Genomic DNA, 22,443 nt, shown 5'->3' with positions numbered 1-22,443 from the left:
TAAAGATTAATGCTTTTTATATTAATTTTTCTTAGGACGTGGTGCTAAGAACGCACAGATCATACCAATAACTGGTAATGTAAGTAGCATTATTAAGAATTCTGTATAGCCACCAAATACGTAATCATAAGCAATTGCAAAAGGTAAAGGACCTAAAGCTGCACCTATAACGGTTGCACTCATAGCTATACCTCTTATACTTCCTAAGTTTTCACGCCCAAAGTAATTAGGCCAAATTATATTTAAAACTATTCGTTCAAATCCTACAGAAATACCCCAGACTATAGCAAAAACTATTGCCATGTTCAAGGAATTGGTAAAAACTAAGGTTGAAATCACTAAAAATTCCATAAAAAACACAAATACTAACATAAAATGAACTTTAATTTTTTCTGCAATAAAACCAGCGGCTATTGAAACAGGAAAACCAACAAGTGACATTAAACTTAAAATAAATGCTGCACTTTGAGCAGTTATACCTTTTTCACTTAATATTGATATAAAGTGAAATGTTATTCCTGTATTAATGAGTGGAGGAATACTAGCACAAAAGAGAAGTAGCCAAAAAGCACGAGTTTTAATAGCTTCCTTTAATGTCCAATTTACTTCCTTAATTACTTTTTCCACCTTATCAGCGGAACTAGTTTCATTAGAATTAGTTGCATTGTCCGGTAATAAACCAATATCTTCCGGTTTATTACGAACAAAATAAAACCATAAAGGTAGGAAAGCTAAAACAAATAGCCCCCAAAAAATCCAAGCTATTTGCCAGTCATAATTCTGAATTAGATATACGTTAATTATAGGAAACATAGCTGAGCTTACAAAGCTTCCTATAGCTAAAAAGCTAAATGCTCTTCCTCTTTTAGTAATAAACCACTGTGGTACTAATGTATTAGGAATAACGGTAAGCGAGCTTTGTCCTAAAAGCCTTAGCATAAAAAAACCTATAAATAGCATTATTGGACCTGCAACTAAACTATTAAAAAAACAGGTTAGAGCTAATAAAAATAATACAATACTTGTCACATAGCGATGTCCATAAATATCTAAAAATCGCCCTAAAAAGCCAATCAATAATCCAGCTGCTAAAGTAGCTAAAGAATAGTAGGTAGAAACAGTTGAACGACTCCAACCGAATTGTTCTATATATGAATCAATAAAAATCGATATAGAATATGTTTGACCTGGCCCAGATAAAAAAAAGGCAACTGCTGAAAAAACTACAATTACCCAACCATAATAAAAGCCCCCTTGAACAGGGACCTCCTGGTTTTTAATAGTTTTTTTGAACATTATAAGTCGACCTTCCTAAATAGATATCATTAACTGTAAATTTTGCTACAATACTACTCAATTTTATTTTAAAAATAAAATTTAAATAAAACTTTTATTAATGTTTTGTATAAATTAACAGTTTAAAGTACAATAATAAATATAAGATTTAATATGTGCTTAGACAATACTCTCCTTAAATTGGAGCAGGAGTCAAAGAGGCAGTTAAATCCATTTTAAGGAGGTAAGTTCATAATGACTGACAAAAGCATCACATGTAAAGACTGTAATTCTGACTTTGTATTTACTGTAGGTGAACAAGAGTTTTACAAAGAAAAAGGATTCGAAAACGATCCTCAAAGATGTCCTGGTTGCAGAAAAGCCAAAAAGCAACAGCGAAACAACCGAGGCGGCGGCTACGGGCAAAATTATGCAACAGGAAACAGAAACTTCTAGTTATGAAAAAGAGAGCAAACGCTCTCTTTTTTTTATTAATAAACTGGTGTAGGTATCGTAGAGGTAGTTCCACCAGGTGTTAATCTGCGACGGTAGTCTTCTAGGTAAGGAACTTCATCCCTAGCCCAATATAAAGCCTCTTTATCTATCGCTCTAATTAATGTTTCTTCCTTGCTATCAGAAGCCTCAGCTAGTATATCACCTAAGGGGCTAACTAATTTACTTTTACCACAGCTGTTATTTCCAACTGTATTAACTCCAAGTACATATAATGTATTATCAAGCGCCCTAGCCGGTAGCTGAACATCCCATCTTCTTAGTGCACTCAAACTCCATACGGATGGACAAACAATTATTTCTGCTCCCTTTAAAGCCAATAGCCTACTAGTCTCTGGGAACTCCATCTCATAGCAAATTAAAACTCCTATTTTACCAGCCTTTGAATCATATATAGGATAAGTAATGTCACCTTTTTCAAAAATTTGGGCTTCCCTTCCCCATAGTAAACTTTTCCTTGTAACCCCCCTAAGTTCACCATCTTCAGCAATAATTGCAGCTGAAATAAATATTTTATCTTCATCTCTTTCTACAAAAGGACAAACTATAGCAGCATTATTTTTCAGAGCAACTTCCTGAATAGTTGAAATAGTTTTACCATCACGTGGCTCTGCAAGATCTAAAAATGCTTCTTTAGAAAGGTAATAGCCAGTAGTCCAAAGTTCAGGAAAAACAATTAGATCTACTTCATCATTTATAGAGTTAACAAAATATATTCCACGCTTTAAGTTAGCATCTACATTATTCATTATAGGAGTCATTTGAATAGCAGCTACTTGTAACATATATATCACATCCCCAACAGTTTTACTTCACTAATTCTACGGGGAAATACGGTGATTGACAAGGTGGTAATTTTTTTCTGTTAAAGCACTTGCTATTTTACGGAAAAAATTTGCCAGAAACCACGGATAGTTAGAACAAGTTTGCCAATGCTTTCTATTTTGTTAGTATTTTTTGTTCAAATTTAAGAATAGACATTTTATATAACTGATGTTCAGGATTTAATAAATTTACTTCTTCCCATTTTTCATCTTTATAAATATATTCATTAAGCAATATGTCTTCCCCATTGGTTAGTCTAACAAAGTGAAATTTATATTTTTTATCTTTTTTACTAGCATAAATAGAAATAAGTGGATCTTTTATTTCTATATTATCGATTTCATTTATTAAACTATACCATCCCCCATATACTGCCTTCGTAAACTCCTTACTATCCCAGTGCCAAAAATGATAGGGAGCACATAAAAAATCTTCAGCAATATAGTCAATAGCACTTATTTTCCATCCAGTAGATTTATTATATTCAGTTGTTACTATTCCATAATAGTAAGCAAAGTAGCTGGGCTTTTTATTTGATTTTGTTGAGTACGGAGGACCCGTGATTACTTCAACTTCTACAAAGTTATAATCAATATTTTTATCATTATTCCTTGGATTATATGCTGGGTATAATTTTAATGCAGTTATATGACCTGTTCCCTTGAAAGAATTCTTGAATTTTTTAAAGGAGATTGTATTTTTTGTTTCTTCACTTAAAAGTTCATAAGCATATGGATAAGGTATCTTATCCCAGCCAATTGTTCCACATCCACCATGATATCCTTCCATATAAGATGCTTCTTTTAAAATAGAATAATAAGCATGAATTACATCTTGAGATGATTTGAATTTTTTAGGATAATCTTTTGGGATATAAGGCTCTTTATCCTCAAAATCATCTATATCAAAAGTATACTTTAATTCTAACTGTGACTCTTTTGATGGGCGTTGGAATCTTTCGATATCATAAAGCAAATCTTCTGCTGTAAAAACAGGAGTATCAATATCTTCCTCTTTATAATTTACATCGTGAATATAGCCACCAAGTTTAAAGTTGCTATCATAAGAACCAGTTTTATCTATTAATAAAAATGCTAGCAAAATAATAAACATAGCCGATATAAATAGTTTTAAAATATTTTTGGTTAGTAAAATCACAGAAAACCACCTCTCACTTAAATTTATGAGAAAGGTGGTTTTTTAGACTTTACATATTTTATTAAATAAGGTTAAAAAAATCTAATCCATAGTATGATACTACTGTAATAGCTAATGTCCAAATACCTAAACTAATAGTCATCCATGTAGTCATAGAGTATTTCTTAGCACCTAATACCATACCAATTATTACTGCTACATGGCTTCCAGTTATTATTGGACCAGCAAAAGATAAGCCAGGTACTCCATATTTATACCATATATCCTTTGCTCTCTCAGTTCTTTTTGATGGTTTTTTGTCTTGTTCGGTTATATCTTTTTTCTTGCTTCGCCATTTTTGATATTTTTCAAATAATACAATTAATATAAAAACCGTCAGAAAATTTCCTGAAAAAGACATTACCGCAACTAGTATAGGGTTTAACCCTTGAATAATAGCTATAGGTATAACTACTAATATTTCAATCCAAGGTATTGCTGCTAACACAAATACTAAAACATACTCCCATATAGAAATTAACCAACCCATGTTACTACTCCTTTTTTCAACCTGCCAAAACTACAATTTATACAATAACATAAATTGAGTTAACTCATAAGAGAATATTTAGGTAATTATTCATTCTATAAGCTTCGTTTACTCAGCCCATGCAAAAACCCCACATTAATATAATGCGGGGCTTTAAATTTCTTTAAACATAAATTACTTAATCATTTTCTTTTTTATTATTCATGTTCATCATCATTGACATCATTTGTGACATATCCATTTTCGAGTCTTGCATCATTTGCATGCACATAGTCATCATTTCAGGCATCATATCCATAAAGACAGGCATAAAATTCTCCATCATCTCCATGGGATTTTCTTTGCAAATTTTAGCTAATTCAGGACTTATACTTTTTAAAAATTCCTTTTTCTCTTCATCTGATAAATTATCAAACTGCTTTTTAACTTCCTGCATAATTTTCCCCCCATTTTTTTATTTAAATATTCCCTCAAGGCATAACCTGCAACTAATATTATTAATAAAAACAATAATATTAGAGCAAATAATAATAATATCATATCAATTATGAAATACTTTTCAAAATTAGAACAGCGTAGAACAGGGGACGGTTCTTTGTTTTACAACTAAACACAGCATAAGCCACAGAACAAAGAACCGTCCCCTGTTCTATTTTTGTTTAAGTCAAAAGTATTTCTTGTGTATTTGCAGAGTTATGGATTGTACTTTCTGTTTCCTTAAATTTTAAATAAAAATTCGTGCCTAAATTATTAGAGTCAAAAGTTAATTCAGCATTATGATTTTTAGCTATATAGTAACAGATAGATAACCCAAGGCCAATTTTATCATCTTTAGTAGTAAAAAAAGGAATATCCACCATATCTTTTATACTACTATCAATACCATGTCCTTCATCCTTAATACATAAAGTAACATTATTAATATCCATATAGGTTTTAATAATTATTTTTCCTTCACCTTGCATCGACTCTATAGAATTTTGAATAAGGTTAATTATTAGTTTACGTATTTGAATTTCATCTAATGATAAATTTGGAATCTCTTTCAATTCTAATTCCACATTAATATTATAGTAATCTGCATTAGAGATAATTAAAGGATATAAAGAAATAATTAAATCATTCAAATCTTGTTTTAAAAGTTTAAAAGAATTTGCTTTAGACAATAACAAAAAATCTTTTATAATTTTATTTGCACTATCCAATTCTTCGATCATAAGTTTAATTGTTTCACTATTTTCATTGTTTTCCAATAGCTGTAAAAATCCTCTAATTGTTGTCATAGGGTTCCTTATTTCATGAGCAATTCCTGCAGCCATACTCCCAATTAAGTTTAGGTTTTGCATTTTAACTAATTTCTTTTGATTGTCTTTGTAATCCGATATATTTAAATGTGATTTAATAACACCAACAACCTCTCCATTATATTGAGTTATTGGTGTTATAGATATCATAAAATCATTATTTTTCATATTACGCTCTTTGGTAATTGGTTCACCTGTGCTAATTGAATAAGAAGCAGGACAATCTTCGCATGGCTTATCTCTACCTAATAAAACTGCATAACATTTTTCCCCAATGGATTGTTCAGGATTTATATTAAAGAATTTACTTGCCGATTTATTAACCCAAACAATGTTAAAATCTTTATCAATATAAGTAACTATTTCTTGTAAGTTATCAAAAACTAACTGAAGAGTCGTCTTCATATTTTCTAGTGATTTATTTTTAATTTCTATTTCATAAAATAATTTGTATATTACCATAGCAACAAACAAAATAATTATTGAGCGATATAATGCATCTACAGATAAAGCGCCACTACTTAAATAAGCAACTAAAATATGTAAGAACCCAAGATAAGCTGCTACATATATAACGTATCTATAAAACCAAATACCACATACAGCAATAACAACATAAAATAAATGTGTATAAACAATATTAATATTTAAAAAATAATTAAAATATATGCTTAATACTGTTATTCCTAAACAAATAAATAATAAAAATAACACTTTCATCTTATTTGAAAGAATTAGCTTATTAGTTAGGTCATCAACTTTTCCTAGTTCTTTTTTTTCTCTTTTTAACTTTTCTATTAGTTTGTATAGGATTATAGCAACAATTAACATTATTATTGCTCTTAATAAAGTAGAAAGTGATAATAATCCACTACTTAGATAGTCAAGACAAATATGCAACAAACCTAAATAAAGTGCGACATATATAACATATCTATAAAACAGAACACCTGTTATAACAATTACAATATAAAATAAATGTGTATAAATAATATTAATATTTAAGAAATAATTAAAATAAATAGCTATCAATGTTAATCCTAAACATATAAAAAATAAGAATGATTTTAATCTATCTTTCATCCCCTACTCTCCCCATAAAAAATTAGCAAATTTTGTTTTTCTTGTTAATAAAATAAACTAAAAGAATCTTGGTGTTCTTCTAATAATATCGAAACCGTAATATTATAATAATTTTTATAGTCAAGGAAATTGCCAAAATATGTTTCAAATTATAACATAAAAAAATTAAATTCTTGGATTTTTATTACAAATTTTTCCGTTTTTTTAAAGACTCAGAAATACGAAAAAGCCATGCAATAATACATGGCTTTTAATATTTAAATTGGTTCGAAGGCAGGACTTGAACCCGCCCCCAGTTACGGATGTACCCCTTAACTGATATATCTATTTTAAAAACTTATAATAAATAAGACGATGGTTGATAAAGGTGATATTTAAAGTAGGACAGGAGAAACGTCCCCACGTCCTAATTTTCCCCCCATTTTTTTAATTAAATTTATGTAGAACAGGAGACGAATAGAACAGGGGACGGTCCTTTGTTCTATCTCTAATAGAACAAAGGACCGTCCCCTGTTCTATTCGTCCCCTGTTCATTTCATTTAACCATTTACCTTTAGCTTTTTATCTTCAACATTAAATCTCCAAGATATAGATTCTTTTGCTGTGTCTTCTTCACCATTGCTATAATCAACCTCTTTAACGTTAAAATAAAAAATATTTCCAGTTTCGGACCATTTAAAATTGCTAAACTTTCCTATAAAACCATGTTTAATATCATAATGTTCTTTGAAATCATTTAAATTAGTTATTTGTATAACTTTATCTTCTTTTATATCATATACATCTAAATTAACAAATCCTGATCCACTCTCTGTATAGGAATAAGCTAAAAAATCACCATTAGGAGCCCAGAAAAAATCGCTTACCATATTACCTGGTCCCGAAATTTTATTAAATAAATTAATTTTTTTCATTTCTTCATCAACATAGCCAATTACACTATCCATTGTAAGAACAGCATATGGTCTTGTTAGATAAATAGATTTTTTGTCGTGGTCAGGCACTTTTCTAAACTCAATTCTATTAAAATAATTTTCAGGTCCAAAGTTTAAGAAAGGCTCATAATCTACTTGTTGTACTAATTGTTCCCATATAGTATTTAGGGGAATTATAGATGTATCTGCTAAAATAATGCTAGTTTCGTTTAGCAAGTAATTAGGGTCTATTGCAGGGCCAACTATGTTTATTTGAATACCTGAAAACCTTGCAGTTGCTGCTTCTTTTACTCCATCTCCACCAAATACATTGTCTTTATCAATATTCACAAGTACTTCATCAATTTGATCAGCAACTGCATATTGATAAAATTCATCAAAAGATAATAAAATTTCACCCGGTGGATCCATATTAATAACTTGTAATTCATCTTCTACTTTTTTTATTGTCATATTTTTACTGGTTTCTTTACTAGAAAGACTTTGGTCTTTGAGCACCTGAGAGTATACTTCAGAAAGATTAATAGTCCCTTCATTTGCTTTAGAGATAATCTTTTCTGTTATTTTTTCTTTAAATTTATCAAACTTATTTTCATCTATATGTGGGTATTTAATTAATGCTTTAACTTCTATTTTTTCTTCATTTTTAAATTCCATGTCCAGGTCAATTTCAATATCATCCCTAAAATTATTAACTGCAGGATAATCTATATTTAAGTTGCCTTTTTCCAATTCCTGCTTAGCACTTGAAGTAAATATAGATGGATTACCATAACCTAAGTAAACAGAAAAGGCTTCTTCAGATAGTTTCAATACTTCTTCTTGAAACCCATAAGGGTAAAATATAGCGTTTAATTTTTTATCACCTTCAACCATAAGCTGAAAGGTTTTATCTGTACTTACTTTTTCACCATTAGCTGTCCACATTACAAATTCATAACCCTCTTCTGCTTCGGCTGTTAAGGTCGCCTTTTGACCTTCCTTATAGGTTCCTTCCCCTGTTAGTTTACCTGCTTTCTCTGGTTTGGCTTCTAGGGTGATATTATAATCAGCCGTGCAGCCAGCGGTAAAAATAGCTGACAAAATTATAATTAAAATGAAACCTGAATATATTAGCATCTTTATTTTAGACACTTAAATTACCTCCTCGCATTGAAACAACTATATCTTTGTTCTATATACTATGTTAGAGTCAAAAGGGACGGTTCCTTTTGACTCATTTTCACTCACTATGTAATTTATTTTTCTAACCAAATGTCATAGTCTAGTTGTTTTTCAATTATTTCATGTTTTGAAAAACTAGATTTCTTAATAAAGTTTTCAAACTGTTTTTTTGTATATGCACGTCTCCGTAACATCTTTTTAAAAATAACTTTAGTAATAAATGTATCAATTATATTTAGATTCATACTATTAATGTGCTTGTCTATATAATGATTAGTAATATCTTTACTCAAGTCATTTATAATTACATTCTTTCTAGGTTTAAGTACTCTGTACATTTCATTTAATGACTTTACAGGTTCTGAAAAATTTTTAAAAGCTGCTCTACAATAGATTAAGTCAAAAGTATTATCTTCGAATGGCATATAAGCTGCATCTCCTAGTATAAAGTTAATATTTTGCCCCTCATTTTTAATATTATCTTTTGCTAGTTCCAGTAAGGATTTGCTAATATCTATTCCTGTTATATTATAATTACCTAATTTCGCTAGTTCTATAGCGGAGTAGCCTGGGCCAGGTGCTACTTCAAGAATTAAATCCCCTTCATTAACATATTTAGAAATCTCTAATGCATGGTTTTTATAATCATCACTACTCTTTTGAGCAGTTTTATTATAAAACTTAGCTATAAAGCCTTCCATTCCTATGCCTCTATACCCCTTTTGTCTAAACATAAACCCTCTCCTTTTCAAGCCCTCTATTAGTTAAGAATAACTCCATAATTAATAAAGCTTTTTATATTGATAGAAAATTGTGTAATTAAACTGCTACTCCTATTTCCACACTAACGCTTGATAAAACAACGAATTAGAAAAACCGAATTATTAATATGAAAAATATAGAGATTTAAAACCCACTAAAATAAAAAAAATAAGGTCTGCTTAAACCCCCACCCAGTAACGCATACACCCCTCAAGTGTGCGTCTATTTTAAAAAATAATAAGACGGGATTAATAAATATGATAATCAAAAATTTTTCTTAACAGGTGAGTCAAAAGGAACCGTCCCCTTTGACTCTAAAGTATATACGAATACATGAACCAGTAGTGGCAAAAACTACCGGCAAGAACAAAGAGATGAAATACTTCATGAAAACCAAACCACTTAGAAAGGTTTAATGCAGGTAGTTTTGTACCATATATTATAGCTCCAATAATATACATAATTCCACCGGCTATAATCCAAGCTAAAGCACCAGAGGAAAGCTCTTGTAATAAAAGTGGTAGAAATGCAACAATAACTAATCCCATTAAAACATAGAATAGTGTAGAAAACCATCGGGGAGCATGAAACCAATATAGTTTTAAAGCAAAACCTATTAGTGCTATTGTCCAAATTACTCCAAAGAGAGTCCAACCCCATACTCCATGTAAAGTTACCAAGCAAATTGGTGTATATGTTCCAGCGATAAGAACATATATCATCATATGATCTATACGTCTTAAAACTGTAATACCTTTTTCTGAAAGTGGTAATAGATGATAAAGAGTACTAGCAGTATAGAGTAAGAATAAACTAGCCCCAAATATTGAGAAAGCTATTACATGCCAAACTGTTGCCTCATTAACAGCACCGTAAATTAATATAATTGCTCCTAGAACTGAAAGTAATGCACCTACCAAATGAGTAAGTCCACTAACCGGTTCACGTAGTTTACTAAACAATTTATTAATCCTTTCTTAATAGTAAGTCTATATAGTATAAATTATAAACATTTTTATCAAATAAATACAAAAAATTTATGAGTCAACGGGGACGGTTCCTTTTCTTACTAATTAAAGCCTTTTTTCCTGGGCCTATTAAGTCTGTTCTTTTTATTTCTTGTAGTGCTTCTTTTACAAGCTTATAGTTTTCTGGGTTTTTGTATTGTAAAAGAGCACGCTGTTTGTCTCTTATTCTTTGACCTTTTGGTACTGATACTTTTTTTCCATTTAAGGGGTTTATTCCTGTGTAATACATACAGGTGGAAACTGACATAGGTGTTGGGGTAAAGTTTTGCACCTGTTCGGGATAGTATTGTAGATGGTCTCTTATAAATTCGGCTAGTTCCACCATGTCTTTACTGCTGCAGCCAGGGTGTGCCGCTATAAAATATGGTATTAAATATTGTTTTTTACCAAGCTCTTTATTTACCTTTTTAAACTCCTTCATAAACTTATAATACTTTGATTTTCCCGGCTTATGCATAAGTGATGCAACATAGTTATTTATATGCTCTGGAGCTATTTTCAACTGACCACCTACATGATGCTCACATAGGTCATATAAGTATTTTTTTGAACTGTCTTCTAAAAGCAAATCATAACGAATTCCTGATGCTACAAATATATTATTAATTTGTTCTACTTCTCGGAGCTGACGCCAAAGGCTAACTGAAGAGGTATGGTCTGTATCTAAATTTTTACATGCTGTTGGATAAATACAGCTTGGGCGTTTACATGACTCACATTTTTTTGTTTCTCTTCCTTTAAGTCCATACATATTAGCAGAAGGACCACCTACGTCTGAAATAGTACCTTTAAAGTCTGGATGTTTAGTAAAGCTTTGCGCTTCACGAATAATAGATTCTGGGCTTCGGTTTTGAATTATCTTTCCTTGGTGTAATGCTAAAGTACAAAATGCACATCCACCAAAGCATCCTCTATGAGTAACTATGGAAAACTGTACACTTTCAAGTGCTGGAACTCCACCATCATTATCATATATAGGATGTCCTAGTCTTTGATATGGTAATTCATAAACTGCATCTAACTGCTCTGTAGTTAGTGGATAAGCAGGTGGATTTTGAATCAGGTAACGATTTGAATGTTCTTGAGCTAAAGTTTCAGAATTATATGGGTTTGTATTGTGATAAATAGTCTTTGTCATTTCAACAAATGCTTTAGTACTTTTTTTAACCTGTTCAAGTGAAGGAAGAATAGCGCTATTTTCAGGTGGTTCTTTTGCACCGTAACATGTTCCCTTTATATCGGTTATTTTAGATAGTTTTTCTCCTACATTTACCCTATTAGCAATATCTAGTAATATGTATTCACCCATACCATAAACCAAAAGGTCAGCACGGCTATCAAATAAAATAGATCCTCTAACTTTATCACTCCAATAGTCATAATGGGCTAATCTTCTTAAACTTGCTTCTATACCACCAATAACTATTGATACTCCAGAATAAGCTTCACGTAGCCGGTTACAATAAACAATAGTGGTTCGATCTGGACGCTTTTCAGCTTCCCCCCCAGGAGAATATACATCATTATTTCTCTTTTTTTTATCTGCAGTATAATGGCTAACCATTGAATCCACATTTCCTGCTGTAACCGCAAAAAATAATCGTGGTCTTCCTAACTTCATAAAGTCATCAGTACTTGTCCAATCAGGCTGTGCAATAATACCTACTTTATATCCTTTACTTTCTAAAAACCGTCCAAGCACAGCTGCTGCCCAAGCAGGATGATCAACATAGGCATCACCACTAACTATAATGATGTCTAGTTCATCCCATCCTCGTTTTTTCATGTCATCCTTATTTATAGGTAAAAAAGTCATTGTTTCTCCTTTATCAATAGAACAGGGGACGGTTCTTTGTTCTATGTCTTATAAATCTATTTACGCTAATTTTGTTTAATAAATGCATACTATCTTTTGGTTCTTTTTATATATTAACATCTTTACTGTAGTTTTATCTTTTGATGTAAAGCTAATTCTAATATTTATAACATTGAAAATGCCTTATCTCCTAGTAAATATTTTTTCTTAAGCTAATTTTTTTCTCTTTAAGAATTTTAGTTACAATTTTACTTTTCAATACTCTTGGCATAAAAAAACACTCCACTGCTAGCAATTAACGGCGAAGTGTTTTTTAGAACAGAGAACCGTCCCCTGTTTTGGCCCTGTTTTGCGATTTTTATCTAATTATTTCATAATGCATAGCATCATTGAAACGGTTGCCCCAACTAAATCCAGCTGGTTTGAAGGCTTTTTCCCATAAAATTAAATTAGGATGATTTGGCTCATTTATTGGACAAACATATCTAAAATTGCCCGCTGCATTAATATCAATTGCAGTTCCCCAAGAATGATTACTTAGGCCTCTTGAAGGATTCCAGTTAACATGTCTAGGCACCCATGTCCCATCCATTGTGTCAATGAGACTTAGAAGGGGTACTTGTCTACCGTTTATGTTTGCAGTGCCATTTTTAATTAATGTAAATGCATAAATAAAGTTGTCTGCAGCATCTTTATGAACTTGAACTTGTCTGTTTAGCCCTGGTAGTGTTATTGTAACTATATTTTCTTGAACCCATACAGGGTCTATTTCTATTCTACCTCCACCAATGTGTCGGTAATGAAACTGACCAAAAGCTCCATTCACTCTACTTGCCTGACTATATGTACTATAATCAGTTGTGCCTCTTGAAACTGTTGATGTAGCTTCCCTACTAGTTGAACTACTTGTATTATTACTACTAGATTGTGAAGTTTGTTCACTTGGTTTTGGTTCTTCCACAACTGGCTTTTCTTCAACTATTATTTCTACAGCTTTTTCACCAGAATCTAATCCATCAAAAGCAGTAACCTTTATGCTATATGTTCCAGGTTCAAAATCGCTTGTATCCCAAGAATAAGATAAAGCATCACTTTCTTCCTTAAGTTTAGATTCATCATTTATAAATAACTCAATAGCTTCTATTTCATACTCATCTTTAGCTGTTGCCGCTATATTAACTAAATCTCCCTCAGTAACAGTGTAGCCATCATACGGCTTGTCTATTGAAACTTCAGGGGGATTATTTCCGGGGACAATAAAGCTCTTTACTTCTCCATTTCCAGAGCCTTTTGAGTTTACTGCATATGCCTTATAATAGTATGTATTTCCAGGCTGTAAACCATATAAATTTACATTAAAGATTGAATCTGTGGTAATTTTACCACTAATAGTTTCATTGCCTTGTAAATTATCACTGCTTGTCCCCCATCTGAACCCATATTGAGTTATTTCTTTGCCACCATCATCTACTATCATGCCATTTAAGGTAGCACTTGTTCTTTCAACATTAACTTCTTGAGTTTTAACAGTCGGTATATCACCCATATAAAAGAAACCAATAGTAAAAAACAATAATAATATAATAGGTGCTATAATTGCTAACTTATAATACTTTTTAATCAACTTTATCAAAACAAAATCCTCACTCATAATTTTTTTCTCCCCTACAGCGCTTGGACTTGGAAATATTTGCTGTTTCTGGTTTCACTCCTTTCTTAATATAATGTATCTACTATTTTATATATTGCGCCAAATGGGGGTCAAAGGTAATTATAGGTAGGTTTATAAATGGAAATTGATAAGTTGCTTTTTAAAGTTTTGCTTCTAAATCAAAGAGTACAAGCCTATTACAATAAACTTTTTCATTAAAAAAACCATGGTTTTTCCAGTTTTGTCCTGGTAAGTACCATGGTTAATAAATTAATAAAATATAATGTTATTTAAAGCTAATCCCAATATTTCAAGGTATGAAAAGTTCATGGTTGTTTTTAGTTCTAAACGTTTTATTTAACTAATGCCCCAAAACTTTCCTACTATATTACTTTTTCTTTTTGTCAATATAAATAACGATTTAGGATGTTATTTTATAAATAATCACTATCTAAAACTAAAAATTTTAATTAACAAAGATTCGCCCATATCAAAAAAAAATAGTAAGTACGTTAATGACTTTATCTAAAGTAGGAAATACTAATTACACTTATAATTTGGAAAGGATGAAGATAAATTGGATTCAATTCAAAAACAAAATAAAGCCGCTAAAGATGGTAAAAAAGATGAGCAACTCGATAATTTTCGTGTTGATCACAAAGATCAAAAACTTACGACTAATCACGGAGTACGTGTATCAAATACGGATGACTCACTTAAAGCAGGAAATCGTGGCCCAACATTAATGGAGGATTTTCATTTTCGTGAAAAAATGACTCATTTTGATCATGAAAGGATTCCTGAGCGAGTTGTTCATGCACGAGGATCTGGTGCTCATGGATATTTTCAAGTGTATGAACCTATGAATGAATTTACTAAGGCAAAGTTTCTTCAAGACCCTTCAGTAAAAACTCCTGTATTTGTACGCTTTTCCACAGTAGTTGGTTCTCGTGGCTCAGCTGATACAGTACGCGATGTGCGTGGTTTTGCTACTAAATTTTATACTGAAGATGGCAATTATGACTTAGTTGCTAATAATATTCCTATATTTTTTATACAAGATGCAATTAAGTTTCCTGATGTAGTGCACTCTATCAAGCCAGAACCCAATAATGAAATACCCCAAGCATCAGCAGCCCATGATACTTTTTGGGATTTCGTAGTTAGTACACCTGAATTAGCTCATATGGTTATGTGGTTATTATCAGATAGGGCTATTCCAAGAAGTTTCCGCATGATGGAGGGTTTTGGAGTAAACACATTTAGATTTGTTAATGAACAAGGTAAAGGACGTTTTGTAAAATTTCATTGGAAGCCTTTGCTTGGTGTGCATTCACTTGTATGGGATGAGGCACAAAAACTAGGTGGTAAAGACCCCGACTTTCATCGTCGTGATCTTTGGAGAGCAATAGAAATGGGTGAATATCCTGAATTTGAACTTGGTGTACAAATGATAGAAGAAGAGGACGAATTTGAATTTGATTTTGATATTCTTGATGCTACTAAGTTTTGGCCTGAGGAAATTGTCCCTGTTAAACGTATAGGCAAAATGACATTAAACCGAAATGTTGATAACTTTTTTGCTGAAACTGAACAAGTAGCTTTCCATGCGGGCCATGTAGTACCCGGAATTGACTTTACAAATGATCCATTATTGCAAGGGCGGCTATTTTCTTATTTAGATACCCAATTAATTCGTTTAGGTGGTCCTAATTTTCATGAAATTCCTATCAATCGTTCACTTGCACAAGTACACAATAATCAACGAGATGGTTATCACCGTATGACTATAGATAAAGGCCCCGTAAGTTATTCACCAAACTTTTTACAATCTAATGCACCACACCCTACACCAGATGAGGAAAACGGTTATGTGCATTATACAGAAAAAGTTGATGGACGAAAAATTCGAGAACGAAATAAGAGCTTTAATGATCATTATAGCCAAGCAAAACTTTTTTGGAACAGTATGTCAGATGCAGAAAAACAGCATATTGTAGATGCATTTCACTTCGAAATTGGTGGGGTTAAAAATAAGCAGATTAGGCAACTAGTAGTTAATATGTTTAGCAATGTAAATGAAAATTTAGCTGCACAAATAGCTGAAGGTGTTGGGGTAACTGCACCGCCTCTTTCCTCAGGTAGTGATGTAACCGATTCATCACCTGCTGTTAGTCAAGAAAATACTGTTAAGAGTCCACAAACTCGGTGGGTTGGCATTTTAGTAGAGAACGGTTTTAACTATTCAGAAATAATTCAAGTTATAGAGGAATTAAAAAAAGCAGGAGTAAATTCTGAAATAGTTAGCAAATATCAAGGAACGATTACATGTTCAAATGGCAATGCAATAGAAGTTGATAAAAACTATCTTACAACTGGGTCAATTATGTACGATGCAGTATATGTTGGAGGAGGACAACAAAGTATTGAGACTTTGCTAACTCACGGTGATGCACTTAATTTTATTAATGAAGCATATAAGCATTGCAAAGCAATAGGTGCAACTAATGAAGGAGTTGATTTACTTGTAGCTTCACAAATTCAAAGTACAAAGATAGCTGGTCCTGATACTGAAGGAGAATTAGTAACACACCTTGGTGTGGTAACTATTCGCAATGAAAATGATATGACTAACTTTAGTCAAGAGTTTGTAAACTCCATCGCAGAACATCGTCATTGGACACGCGAAGTTGAAAATGAAATGGTACCAGCTTAGATAATCCTTTTAAAAAATAAAGCTCCGCTATCAGCATAATTACTGATAGCGGAGATAACAAGCTTTCAGCTTCCTAGAATTAAGCGTTTTTTGCCACTAAACTTTCCACTTTTGCTATATATCTAGATAAGAGATCTTGCATAACTTCTTCATCCATTTTTCCATATCTATAAGGTGTTTCGAAAAATCTTTTAGGGAAGCGAAGTGACTTAAAATCAAATCCCATTTTTCGTTTAATTTCTAGTTTTAAAGCATAAATCCTTTCAGCGATATCTTTTAGCTCATCCTCACTTTTATTAATTCCTATAGCATTAAATGCTCTAACTGTTGTTTCTAAATCATATACATTTCGAGCAAAAAGGCATATCACCAAGCTATTAGATAGACATCTTGTAATTTCTTCTTGAAAAATTGCATCTACAAACTTATCTTTTTCTTTAACATCAACTGTCTGATCTACTGCATAACCAGCATTATCTAGGTGAGAATGACGTGTCCCGACTGCTTGTCCTAAAACCGCCCCATAACCAGTATGGTAGCCGGTCATTTCGTGTTTTCCTAAAGTCATCGCATACTCTTTACCACCATACTCATCTGCTGCTGCTTCAGTTCCTAATGCTAGGGTTTGATACAATTCATTACGAGCACTAATTAGGCCTTCTAAAACCTTTGAATATCCTTCAGTATAACCAAACTCTAAATGTGTTCCTAAATCTTCTTCTTTTATTAAGCCATTTTTATAAGCTTCAGTTAGCCAACCTAATAGTACTCCCATAGTAATAACATCCATACCATATGCCTCTACTTTTTCTAGCAATTCAAAAAACTCATCTTTACTGCTAATACCTATAAAACTTCCTAGAGCAAAAATCAATTCATAATCATAACTTACATTTAATGTTTCATATTCATGGCTACGATCTGCAAACATACGCCTATACTGCCCTATGTGAATACATCCAACCGGACATGCTACACATGCTAGCTTTCGTACTAAACGCTCTTTAGCAAACGATTCACCTGATAATTCATCTGCATATTCAAAACTACCTGAAGTAAGATTGCGTGTTGGTAATCCTTGTTTATCATTTAGTTGTTTTACATTCACAGGAGTTCCTAAGTCATGATACTTTTCCATAATTTCAGTATTAACTACTTTGTCATAGATTTCCTTATACATCTTACGATAATTCTTAAAGTTTTCTTTAGGAATAGGATAATTATTTTCTCCATTTATCACCAGTGCTTTTAAGTTTTTGCTTCCAAATACTGCACCAGCTCCTAGTCTGCCAAAGTGTCTATAAGTATCTACATTTAGGTTAGCAAATCGAATTTGGCTTTCTCCTGCTTGACCTATTCTAACAATGGACCTTAACCCCCTACCTTCTTCCATTTCTCGGAGATATCGCGCTGATTCTTCAGTAGTGGTACCCCAAATTGGGTCTGCATTTTTTATTTCTACATGGCGTGATCCTATAGAAAGATAAACGGGACGATTAGCTTGACCTTTTATAACAATGGCATCATAACCTGAATAGAGCATAGACATAGCTAAACGACCGCCAGCATAACTTTCACCTAAATTACCTGTCAAAGGTGACCTAAACATACATACAGTTTTTGTTACTACTGGATATATAGTAGATAAAGCACCAATAGCAAAAATAATGGGCTGTTCTACATCCAATGGACTTAGATCATACTGTAGTTCTTCATCTAATAGTTTGGAAGCTATTCCCACTCCACCTAAATACAATGAAAGATCAGCTCTATCTTTGATGTCAAAAGTTCTAGTACTAAGATCTATATATAAAACTCGTATATATTCTCGATTAAACATTTATCTCACTTCCTTAAGTTTAATAATTTCATGTGGACAATACTTAGCACATATACCACAATGAATACACATAATAATTTTCTCACTTGTAGGATCTAGTTTTATGTATCCAATAGGACAAGCAGGAATACACTTTTCACATCCTGTACATTTATCCTCTATAAGCTTAACTCCTCCACCTTTCCGTGGTACTAAAGCTTGAAAACTACAGCTTTCAGCACATGGCGGATTAGTACATCCTCTACAAATATCTGCTATAAGCTTACTTTGTAGTCCTCCTCTAGTTTTAATACGTATAGCAGCATATTGCAGTGAAAAGCTTTTCTTAACTTCCCTTGCACATGCCTGCATACACGAATAACATGCAATACACCTCTCCATTTCCTGGGTTTTCAATACTTTAGCCATTAAAATTCCCTCCAACAATTAGTCCAATAATTAATAAACCAATAACTTCAATTGACTTTTTAATTTCTTTAGTTCATATAATAATAACTTTTTTGTTTCGGGACAAGTATGTACATGGGCGATTATAAGTTGTCCCAGTGGGACAATAAATCAAAAAGATAGCGCAACTATTAGTAGTTGCGCCTTTTACTATTTTTTTCTTATAAGTTTATTAGGTAAATACCTGTAGTTATTGAAAGATTTTTTTTATTGTGTAATTGCTGGTAAGCTTTAAATTTATAGTAAATACATAAAAAAATAAGATAATAATCTAAAGTCAGCAGAAATAAAAAATTTATACATGATTATAAAGAAAAGCATGCACAATAGTATATAGGCTTTAAATAATAGTGCCTAATCTAAGCCCTATTGTTATAACCCCTATAGCAACATTGCAAATAATTTATAAAGGTGAAATAAATAAATGGACTATATTTTATTAATTATAGGGTTTGTTCTTTTAATTAAAGGAGCGGATATTTTTGTTGATGGTGCATCTTCAATAGCTAAAATAACTAATGTACCTCCTCTATTAATTGGGCTTACCATTGTAGCTTTCGGCACTAGTGCACCAGAAGCCGCCATATGCATAAATGCTTCGCTACAAGGTTCTGGTGACCTTGTTTTAGGAAATGTAATAGGTTCAAATATGTTTAACCTTCTTCTTGCTGTAGGTGTAGCGTCTACTATAAGGGCAATTAAAATTAAAAAAACAACAGTTATAAAAGAATTCCCATTATCTATATATGCCACCGCTTTAATGTTTCTCTTGTCTTTAGATGTTTACTTAGGTGGACAACCCCAAAATCTTATATCAAGAGCAGACGGCTTGATACTGCTATTAGGACTAGGTATATTTATATTTTATCTTGTAGAACTAGCATTCATGTCCAAGGAAACAGAAGAAGAAGTAGATGAAATAAAGACAATGACACTACCAAAAAGTATTCTTTTTTTTATAATTGGTTTGGTAGCGATTATCTTAGGCGGGGACTTAGTAGTTAAATCAGCTACAAACATAGCTTTAGCTTGGGGAATAAGTGAAACTTTAGTTGGACTTACAATAGTCTCATTAGGAACATCATTGCCAGAGCTTGTTATAGCTGCAATAGCATCAATAAAAGAGAAAATTGATATAGCTATGGGTAACATAATAGGTTCGGGACTTTTTAATATATTATTTGTTTTAGGAATTTCAGCAGTTATCAATCCTATTGAAGTAGACAGTAAACTATATGTAGATTTTTCAATATTACTTATCATAACAACTATAACCTATATATTTGCAATTACAGGTAGAAAAATAGACAGAATAGAAGGTATTATCTTAACTTTAACATATATTGGGTATATCATTTTTATAGTAATTAGAAATTAACAACTAAACACAGAAGCGATTTTGTATATTTTTCTAATTTTAGATACATAAAAAAAATAAAATAATAATCCACTTTTCATAAAAAGAATCAATATTTAAACCAATATTGAAAAAAAAGCTGCTAACATAAGTTAACAGCTAATTATAGAAGAAAACTAACTACTCCCGGGGAAAGAGAGTAATTCTATTTTTCAAAAATAAAAAAAGCACAGTCTACCTGTGCCTGGGCACATAAAACATTTAAATGAAAAAGACACGAAACCGTGCCTAATTAAACCATAAAATTATGCTTTATGTACACGTCTTCTTTCCAAATCACAGGGAGGCTAACCAATTTCTTGTGCTAACCCAGCGGCTAAAAAGTCATGGATATAAATCTTTAGACTCAATAGCTCGAAGACCAATATTCCTTTATATTATATAGTTATTCTATATTTATTATCTTTTTCCTTTTTTATTAATTAAATTTTTTATAATAATGCAACAATATTTTAGATACCAAAATATAAATCAATCATAAATAGATCTTCATCTGCCATGTTTAACAAGTTTTCCTCAGTATAATTAGTATTTTTAGTTTTAATAACCAATTGCTTGTCGTCTTTAGTCCATATAGATTCCGAGATTGATGCTTCGATAGAGTAACTTAATCGTGGTGGATTAGCTAAGCGTGCGTGAGTTATACCTTGCAAAGCATCTATAAAACAGGTAGTTCCTTTTGCATTTATTACTAAATCATCATTTTGCAAGTGCCCTAATTTTTCTTCCGCTATTACTGCCATTCTAACGGCTAATAATAAATCTAAACATTTTTCTTGATGGTAGGCAAAGCCTCGTTTTAAGATTAATTGTTGGCGCATTTCTCTGTTTTTCCTACGTATATATGGTGTTTTTGGAGAAAAAATAACATCATTTTCAAAATAGGGTTTAACATCTAATACAGGTGTGTTATTTATTGCATCTAACCCTTGAACATATAAAAAACTTCTCTCCACCTTCTCAAGTTTCACAAGTGATAACCCAATAGGGTTAGGTCTATCAAATGCTCTTAAAGCAAATACACCAAATTCTTCTAAATCTGGATTAAGCCGTTTGGGGTTAACCCTTAAGGACTTTCTAGGTGATTCGTGAAACCAAGAAAGAACCCACAAGTGGGAGTTTTCTTCAATTCGCAATAGTGCATCACTATATTCTTCAAATATTTCTATAATAGAATCAGTGCCTCCTAAAGGCATAGTGTCTGGACTATTACGTTCAGATATTACTTTTCCTACAGGATTTAGTGTAATTTGATTCATTAATAATCTCCTATATTTCTATAATCTATATCCATAAATCTGTAAGTGATAAAACCACAAAATAATAAACTCCTGTCCAAATAATTGATCCCCAAAAAGCAATCCACATAAACCTTAATGCCTTAAAAGTACTTATACCCATTATTAAAGGTAAAACCTGTCTGATCCCAGGTACAAAATATCCAAATATGATAGACATCGCACCATATTTTTCTATAAATTGATTGCTTCTATCAATTCGTTTTTCCATTTTAGCAGAGGTTCTATCATTTAAAATTAATTTTTGTAATGCCTTAGAAAAACGACCAATAAAAAAGAACAAAAAATAACTAATGTAATTAGCTAATACAAGAGCACTAAAGCCAAAAAATGGACTTATTAATCCTGTCCCTGACATTATAGCTAAAGTTATTACAACCGTTTCTTTGTTTATTGGTGCTACTGTTAAAGTAAAAACTAAGGTTGCAAATAATGTTATAATATGGGCTTCTTCTAACAATACTTGTATGTAATTAAAAAGGTACGTATCCATGGTTTCTCCTAAATGTTATTAATAAAAAACTTTGCAAAAATAACATATCTTTCTTAGTATTTATAAAAACTATAATATAATAATGATTAAAATTAAATATAAACTTATTTTTTAACATATATATTGTTACCCTTCTTAAGTAAGTTCAAAAGATATTTTATATTATATAAGACAGAGGTGCTTGCAAAA

18 protein-coding genes and 1 riboswitch are annotated in these 22,443 nt (G+C 31.7%); of the genes, 3 read left to right on the top strand and 15 right to left on the bottom strand.

Annotation, left to right across the window (positions count from 1 at the left end; all coding sequences use genetic code 11):
* Positions 1 to 21: 21 nt before the first annotated feature.
* On the bottom strand, positions 22 to 1,296 hold the full coding sequence (locus tag SYNTR_RS00200; RefSeq protein WP_156202609.1) for an MFS transporter: 1,275 nt from the start codon (positions 1,294 to 1,296) through the stop codon (positions 22 to 24).
* A gap of 234 nt (positions 1,297 to 1,530) precedes the next feature.
* Here SYNTR_RS00200 and SYNTR_RS00195 point away from each other — a divergent pair, with 234 nt between their 5' ends.
* On the top strand, positions 1,531 to 1,731 hold the full coding sequence (locus tag SYNTR_RS00195) for a zinc-ribbon domain-containing protein (protein ID WP_156202608.1): 201 nt from the start codon (positions 1,531 to 1,533) through the stop codon (positions 1,729 to 1,731).
* 35 nt (positions 1,732 to 1,766) lie between these two features.
* On the opposite strand, the gene SYNTR_RS00190 is transcribed toward SYNTR_RS00195, so the two are convergent.
* The 10 genes from SYNTR_RS00190 to SYNTR_RS00145 all read right to left on the bottom strand — a co-directional run bounded on the left by SYNTR_RS00190 (position 1,767) and on the right by SYNTR_RS00145 (position 14,043).
* Positions 1,767 to 2,573 carry a nitrilase-related carbon-nitrogen hydrolase gene (locus SYNTR_RS00190; RefSeq protein WP_156202607.1) on the bottom strand — a complete coding sequence of 269 codons (807 nt, stop codon included), beginning with the start codon at positions 2,571 to 2,573 and terminating at the stop codon, positions 1,767 to 1,769.
* 154 nt (positions 2,574 to 2,727) lie between these two features.
* Positions 2,728 to 3,771: a hypothetical protein gene (locus tag SYNTR_RS00185; protein ID WP_156202606.1), complete on the bottom strand. Its 1,044-nt coding sequence runs from the start codon at positions 3,769 to 3,771 to the stop codon at positions 2,728 to 2,730.
* Positions 3,772 to 3,832: 61 nt separating this feature from the next.
* Entirely contained in the window at positions 3,833 to 4,300 is a 468-nt protein-coding gene (locus tag SYNTR_RS00180) for a small multi-drug export protein (protein ID WP_156202605.1), read from the bottom strand.
* Positions 4,301 to 4,478: 178 nt separating this feature from the next.
* Positions 4,479 to 4,736: a hypothetical protein gene (locus SYNTR_RS00175; RefSeq protein ID WP_156202604.1), complete on the bottom strand. Its 258-nt coding sequence runs from the start codon at positions 4,734 to 4,736 to the stop codon at positions 4,479 to 4,481.
* A 223-nt stretch (positions 4,737 to 4,959) separates the two neighbouring features.
* A complete protein-coding gene (locus tag SYNTR_RS00170; protein WP_156202603.1) occupies positions 4,960 to 6,687 on the bottom strand; it encodes a histidine kinase dimerization/phospho-acceptor domain-containing protein in 1,728 nt (575 codons plus the stop codon).
* Between the two features lie 539 nt (positions 6,688 to 7,226).
* A complete protein-coding gene (locus SYNTR_RS00165) occupies positions 7,227 to 8,756 on the bottom strand; it encodes an InlB B-repeat-containing protein (protein WP_156202602.1) in 1,530 nt (509 codons plus the stop codon).
* A gap of 104 nt (positions 8,757 to 8,860) precedes the next feature.
* Positions 8,861 to 9,520 carry a class I SAM-dependent methyltransferase gene (locus tag SYNTR_RS00160; protein ID WP_156202601.1) on the bottom strand — a complete coding sequence of 220 codons (660 nt, stop codon included), beginning with the start codon at positions 9,518 to 9,520 and terminating at the stop codon, positions 8,861 to 8,863.
* 342 nt (positions 9,521 to 9,862) lie between these two features.
* Entirely contained in the window at positions 9,863 to 10,510 is a 648-nt protein-coding gene (gene trhA, locus SYNTR_RS00155; RefSeq protein WP_156202600.1) for a PAQR family membrane homeostasis protein TrhA, read from the bottom strand.
* 82 nt (positions 10,511 to 10,592) lie between these two features.
* On the bottom strand, positions 10,593 to 12,392 hold the full coding sequence (locus SYNTR_RS00150) for a YgiQ family radical SAM protein (protein WP_156202599.1): 1,800 nt from the start codon (positions 12,390 to 12,392) through the stop codon (positions 10,593 to 10,595).
* Between the two features lie 358 nt (positions 12,393 to 12,750).
* Positions 12,751 to 14,043 (bottom strand): Ig-like domain-containing protein, encoded by a 1,293-nt coding sequence (locus SYNTR_RS00145; protein ID WP_156202598.1) that lies wholly within the window; start codon positions 14,041 to 14,043, stop codon positions 12,751 to 12,753.
* A gap of 577 nt (positions 14,044 to 14,620) precedes the next feature.
* Between SYNTR_RS00145 and SYNTR_RS00140 the strand changes: the two genes are divergently transcribed.
* Positions 14,621 to 16,759 carry a catalase gene (locus SYNTR_RS00140; protein ID WP_243140200.1) on the top strand — a complete coding sequence of 713 codons (2,139 nt, stop codon included), beginning with the start codon at positions 14,621 to 14,623 and terminating at the stop codon, positions 16,757 to 16,759.
* Between the two features lie 79 nt (positions 16,760 to 16,838).
* Here SYNTR_RS00140 and SYNTR_RS00135 read toward each other — a convergent pair whose 3' ends face one another.
* Together SYNTR_RS00135 and SYNTR_RS00130 are read right to left on the bottom strand one after the other, a co-directional pair.
* Complete coding sequence (locus tag SYNTR_RS00135) at positions 16,839 to 18,599, bottom strand: aldehyde ferredoxin oxidoreductase N-terminal domain-containing protein (RefSeq protein WP_156202597.1); 1,761 nt, start codon at positions 18,597 to 18,599, stop codon at positions 16,839 to 16,841.
* The gene (locus SYNTR_RS00130) at positions 18,600 to 19,007 is read right to left on the bottom strand and encodes a 4Fe-4S dicluster domain-containing protein (protein ID WP_156202596.1); all 408 of its coding nucleotides are present in this window, start codon (positions 19,005 to 19,007) and stop codon (positions 18,600 to 18,602) included.
* A 463-nt stretch (positions 19,008 to 19,470) separates the two neighbouring features.
* Here SYNTR_RS00130 and SYNTR_RS00125 point away from each other — a divergent pair, with 463 nt between their 5' ends.
* Positions 19,471 to 20,424 carry a calcium/sodium antiporter gene (locus SYNTR_RS00125; RefSeq protein WP_156202595.1) on the top strand — a complete coding sequence of 318 codons (954 nt, stop codon included), beginning with the start codon at positions 19,471 to 19,473 and terminating at the stop codon, positions 20,422 to 20,424.
* 287 nt (positions 20,425 to 20,711) lie between these two features.
* Positions 20,712 to 20,835, bottom strand: a riboswitch (molybdenum cofactor riboswitch).
* An 80-nt stretch (positions 20,836 to 20,915) separates the two neighbouring features.
* On the opposite strand, the gene tsaA is transcribed toward SYNTR_RS00125, so the two are convergent.
* Positions 20,916 to 21,722 carry a tRNA (N6-threonylcarbamoyladenosine(37)-N6)-methyltransferase TrmO gene (gene tsaA / locus SYNTR_RS00120; RefSeq protein WP_156202594.1) on the bottom strand — a complete coding sequence of 269 codons (807 nt, stop codon included), beginning with the start codon at positions 21,720 to 21,722 and terminating at the stop codon, positions 20,916 to 20,918.
* A 25-nt stretch (positions 21,723 to 21,747) separates the two neighbouring features.
* Positions 21,748 to 22,254, bottom strand: a complete 507-nt coding sequence (locus SYNTR_RS00115) for a DedA family protein (RefSeq protein ID WP_156202593.1) — start codon at positions 22,252 to 22,254, stop codon at positions 21,748 to 21,750.
* Positions 22,255 to 22,443: the final 189 nt, after the last annotated feature.

Origin of the sequence: Candidatus Syntrophocurvum alkaliphilum, from assembly GCF_009734445.1 — a bacterium.
GTDB lineage: Bacteria > Bacillota > Syntrophomonadia > Syntrophomonadales > Syntrophomonadaceae > Syntrophocurvum > Syntrophocurvum alkaliphilum.
This window is presented reverse-complemented; position numbering and strand designations above follow the sequence as displayed.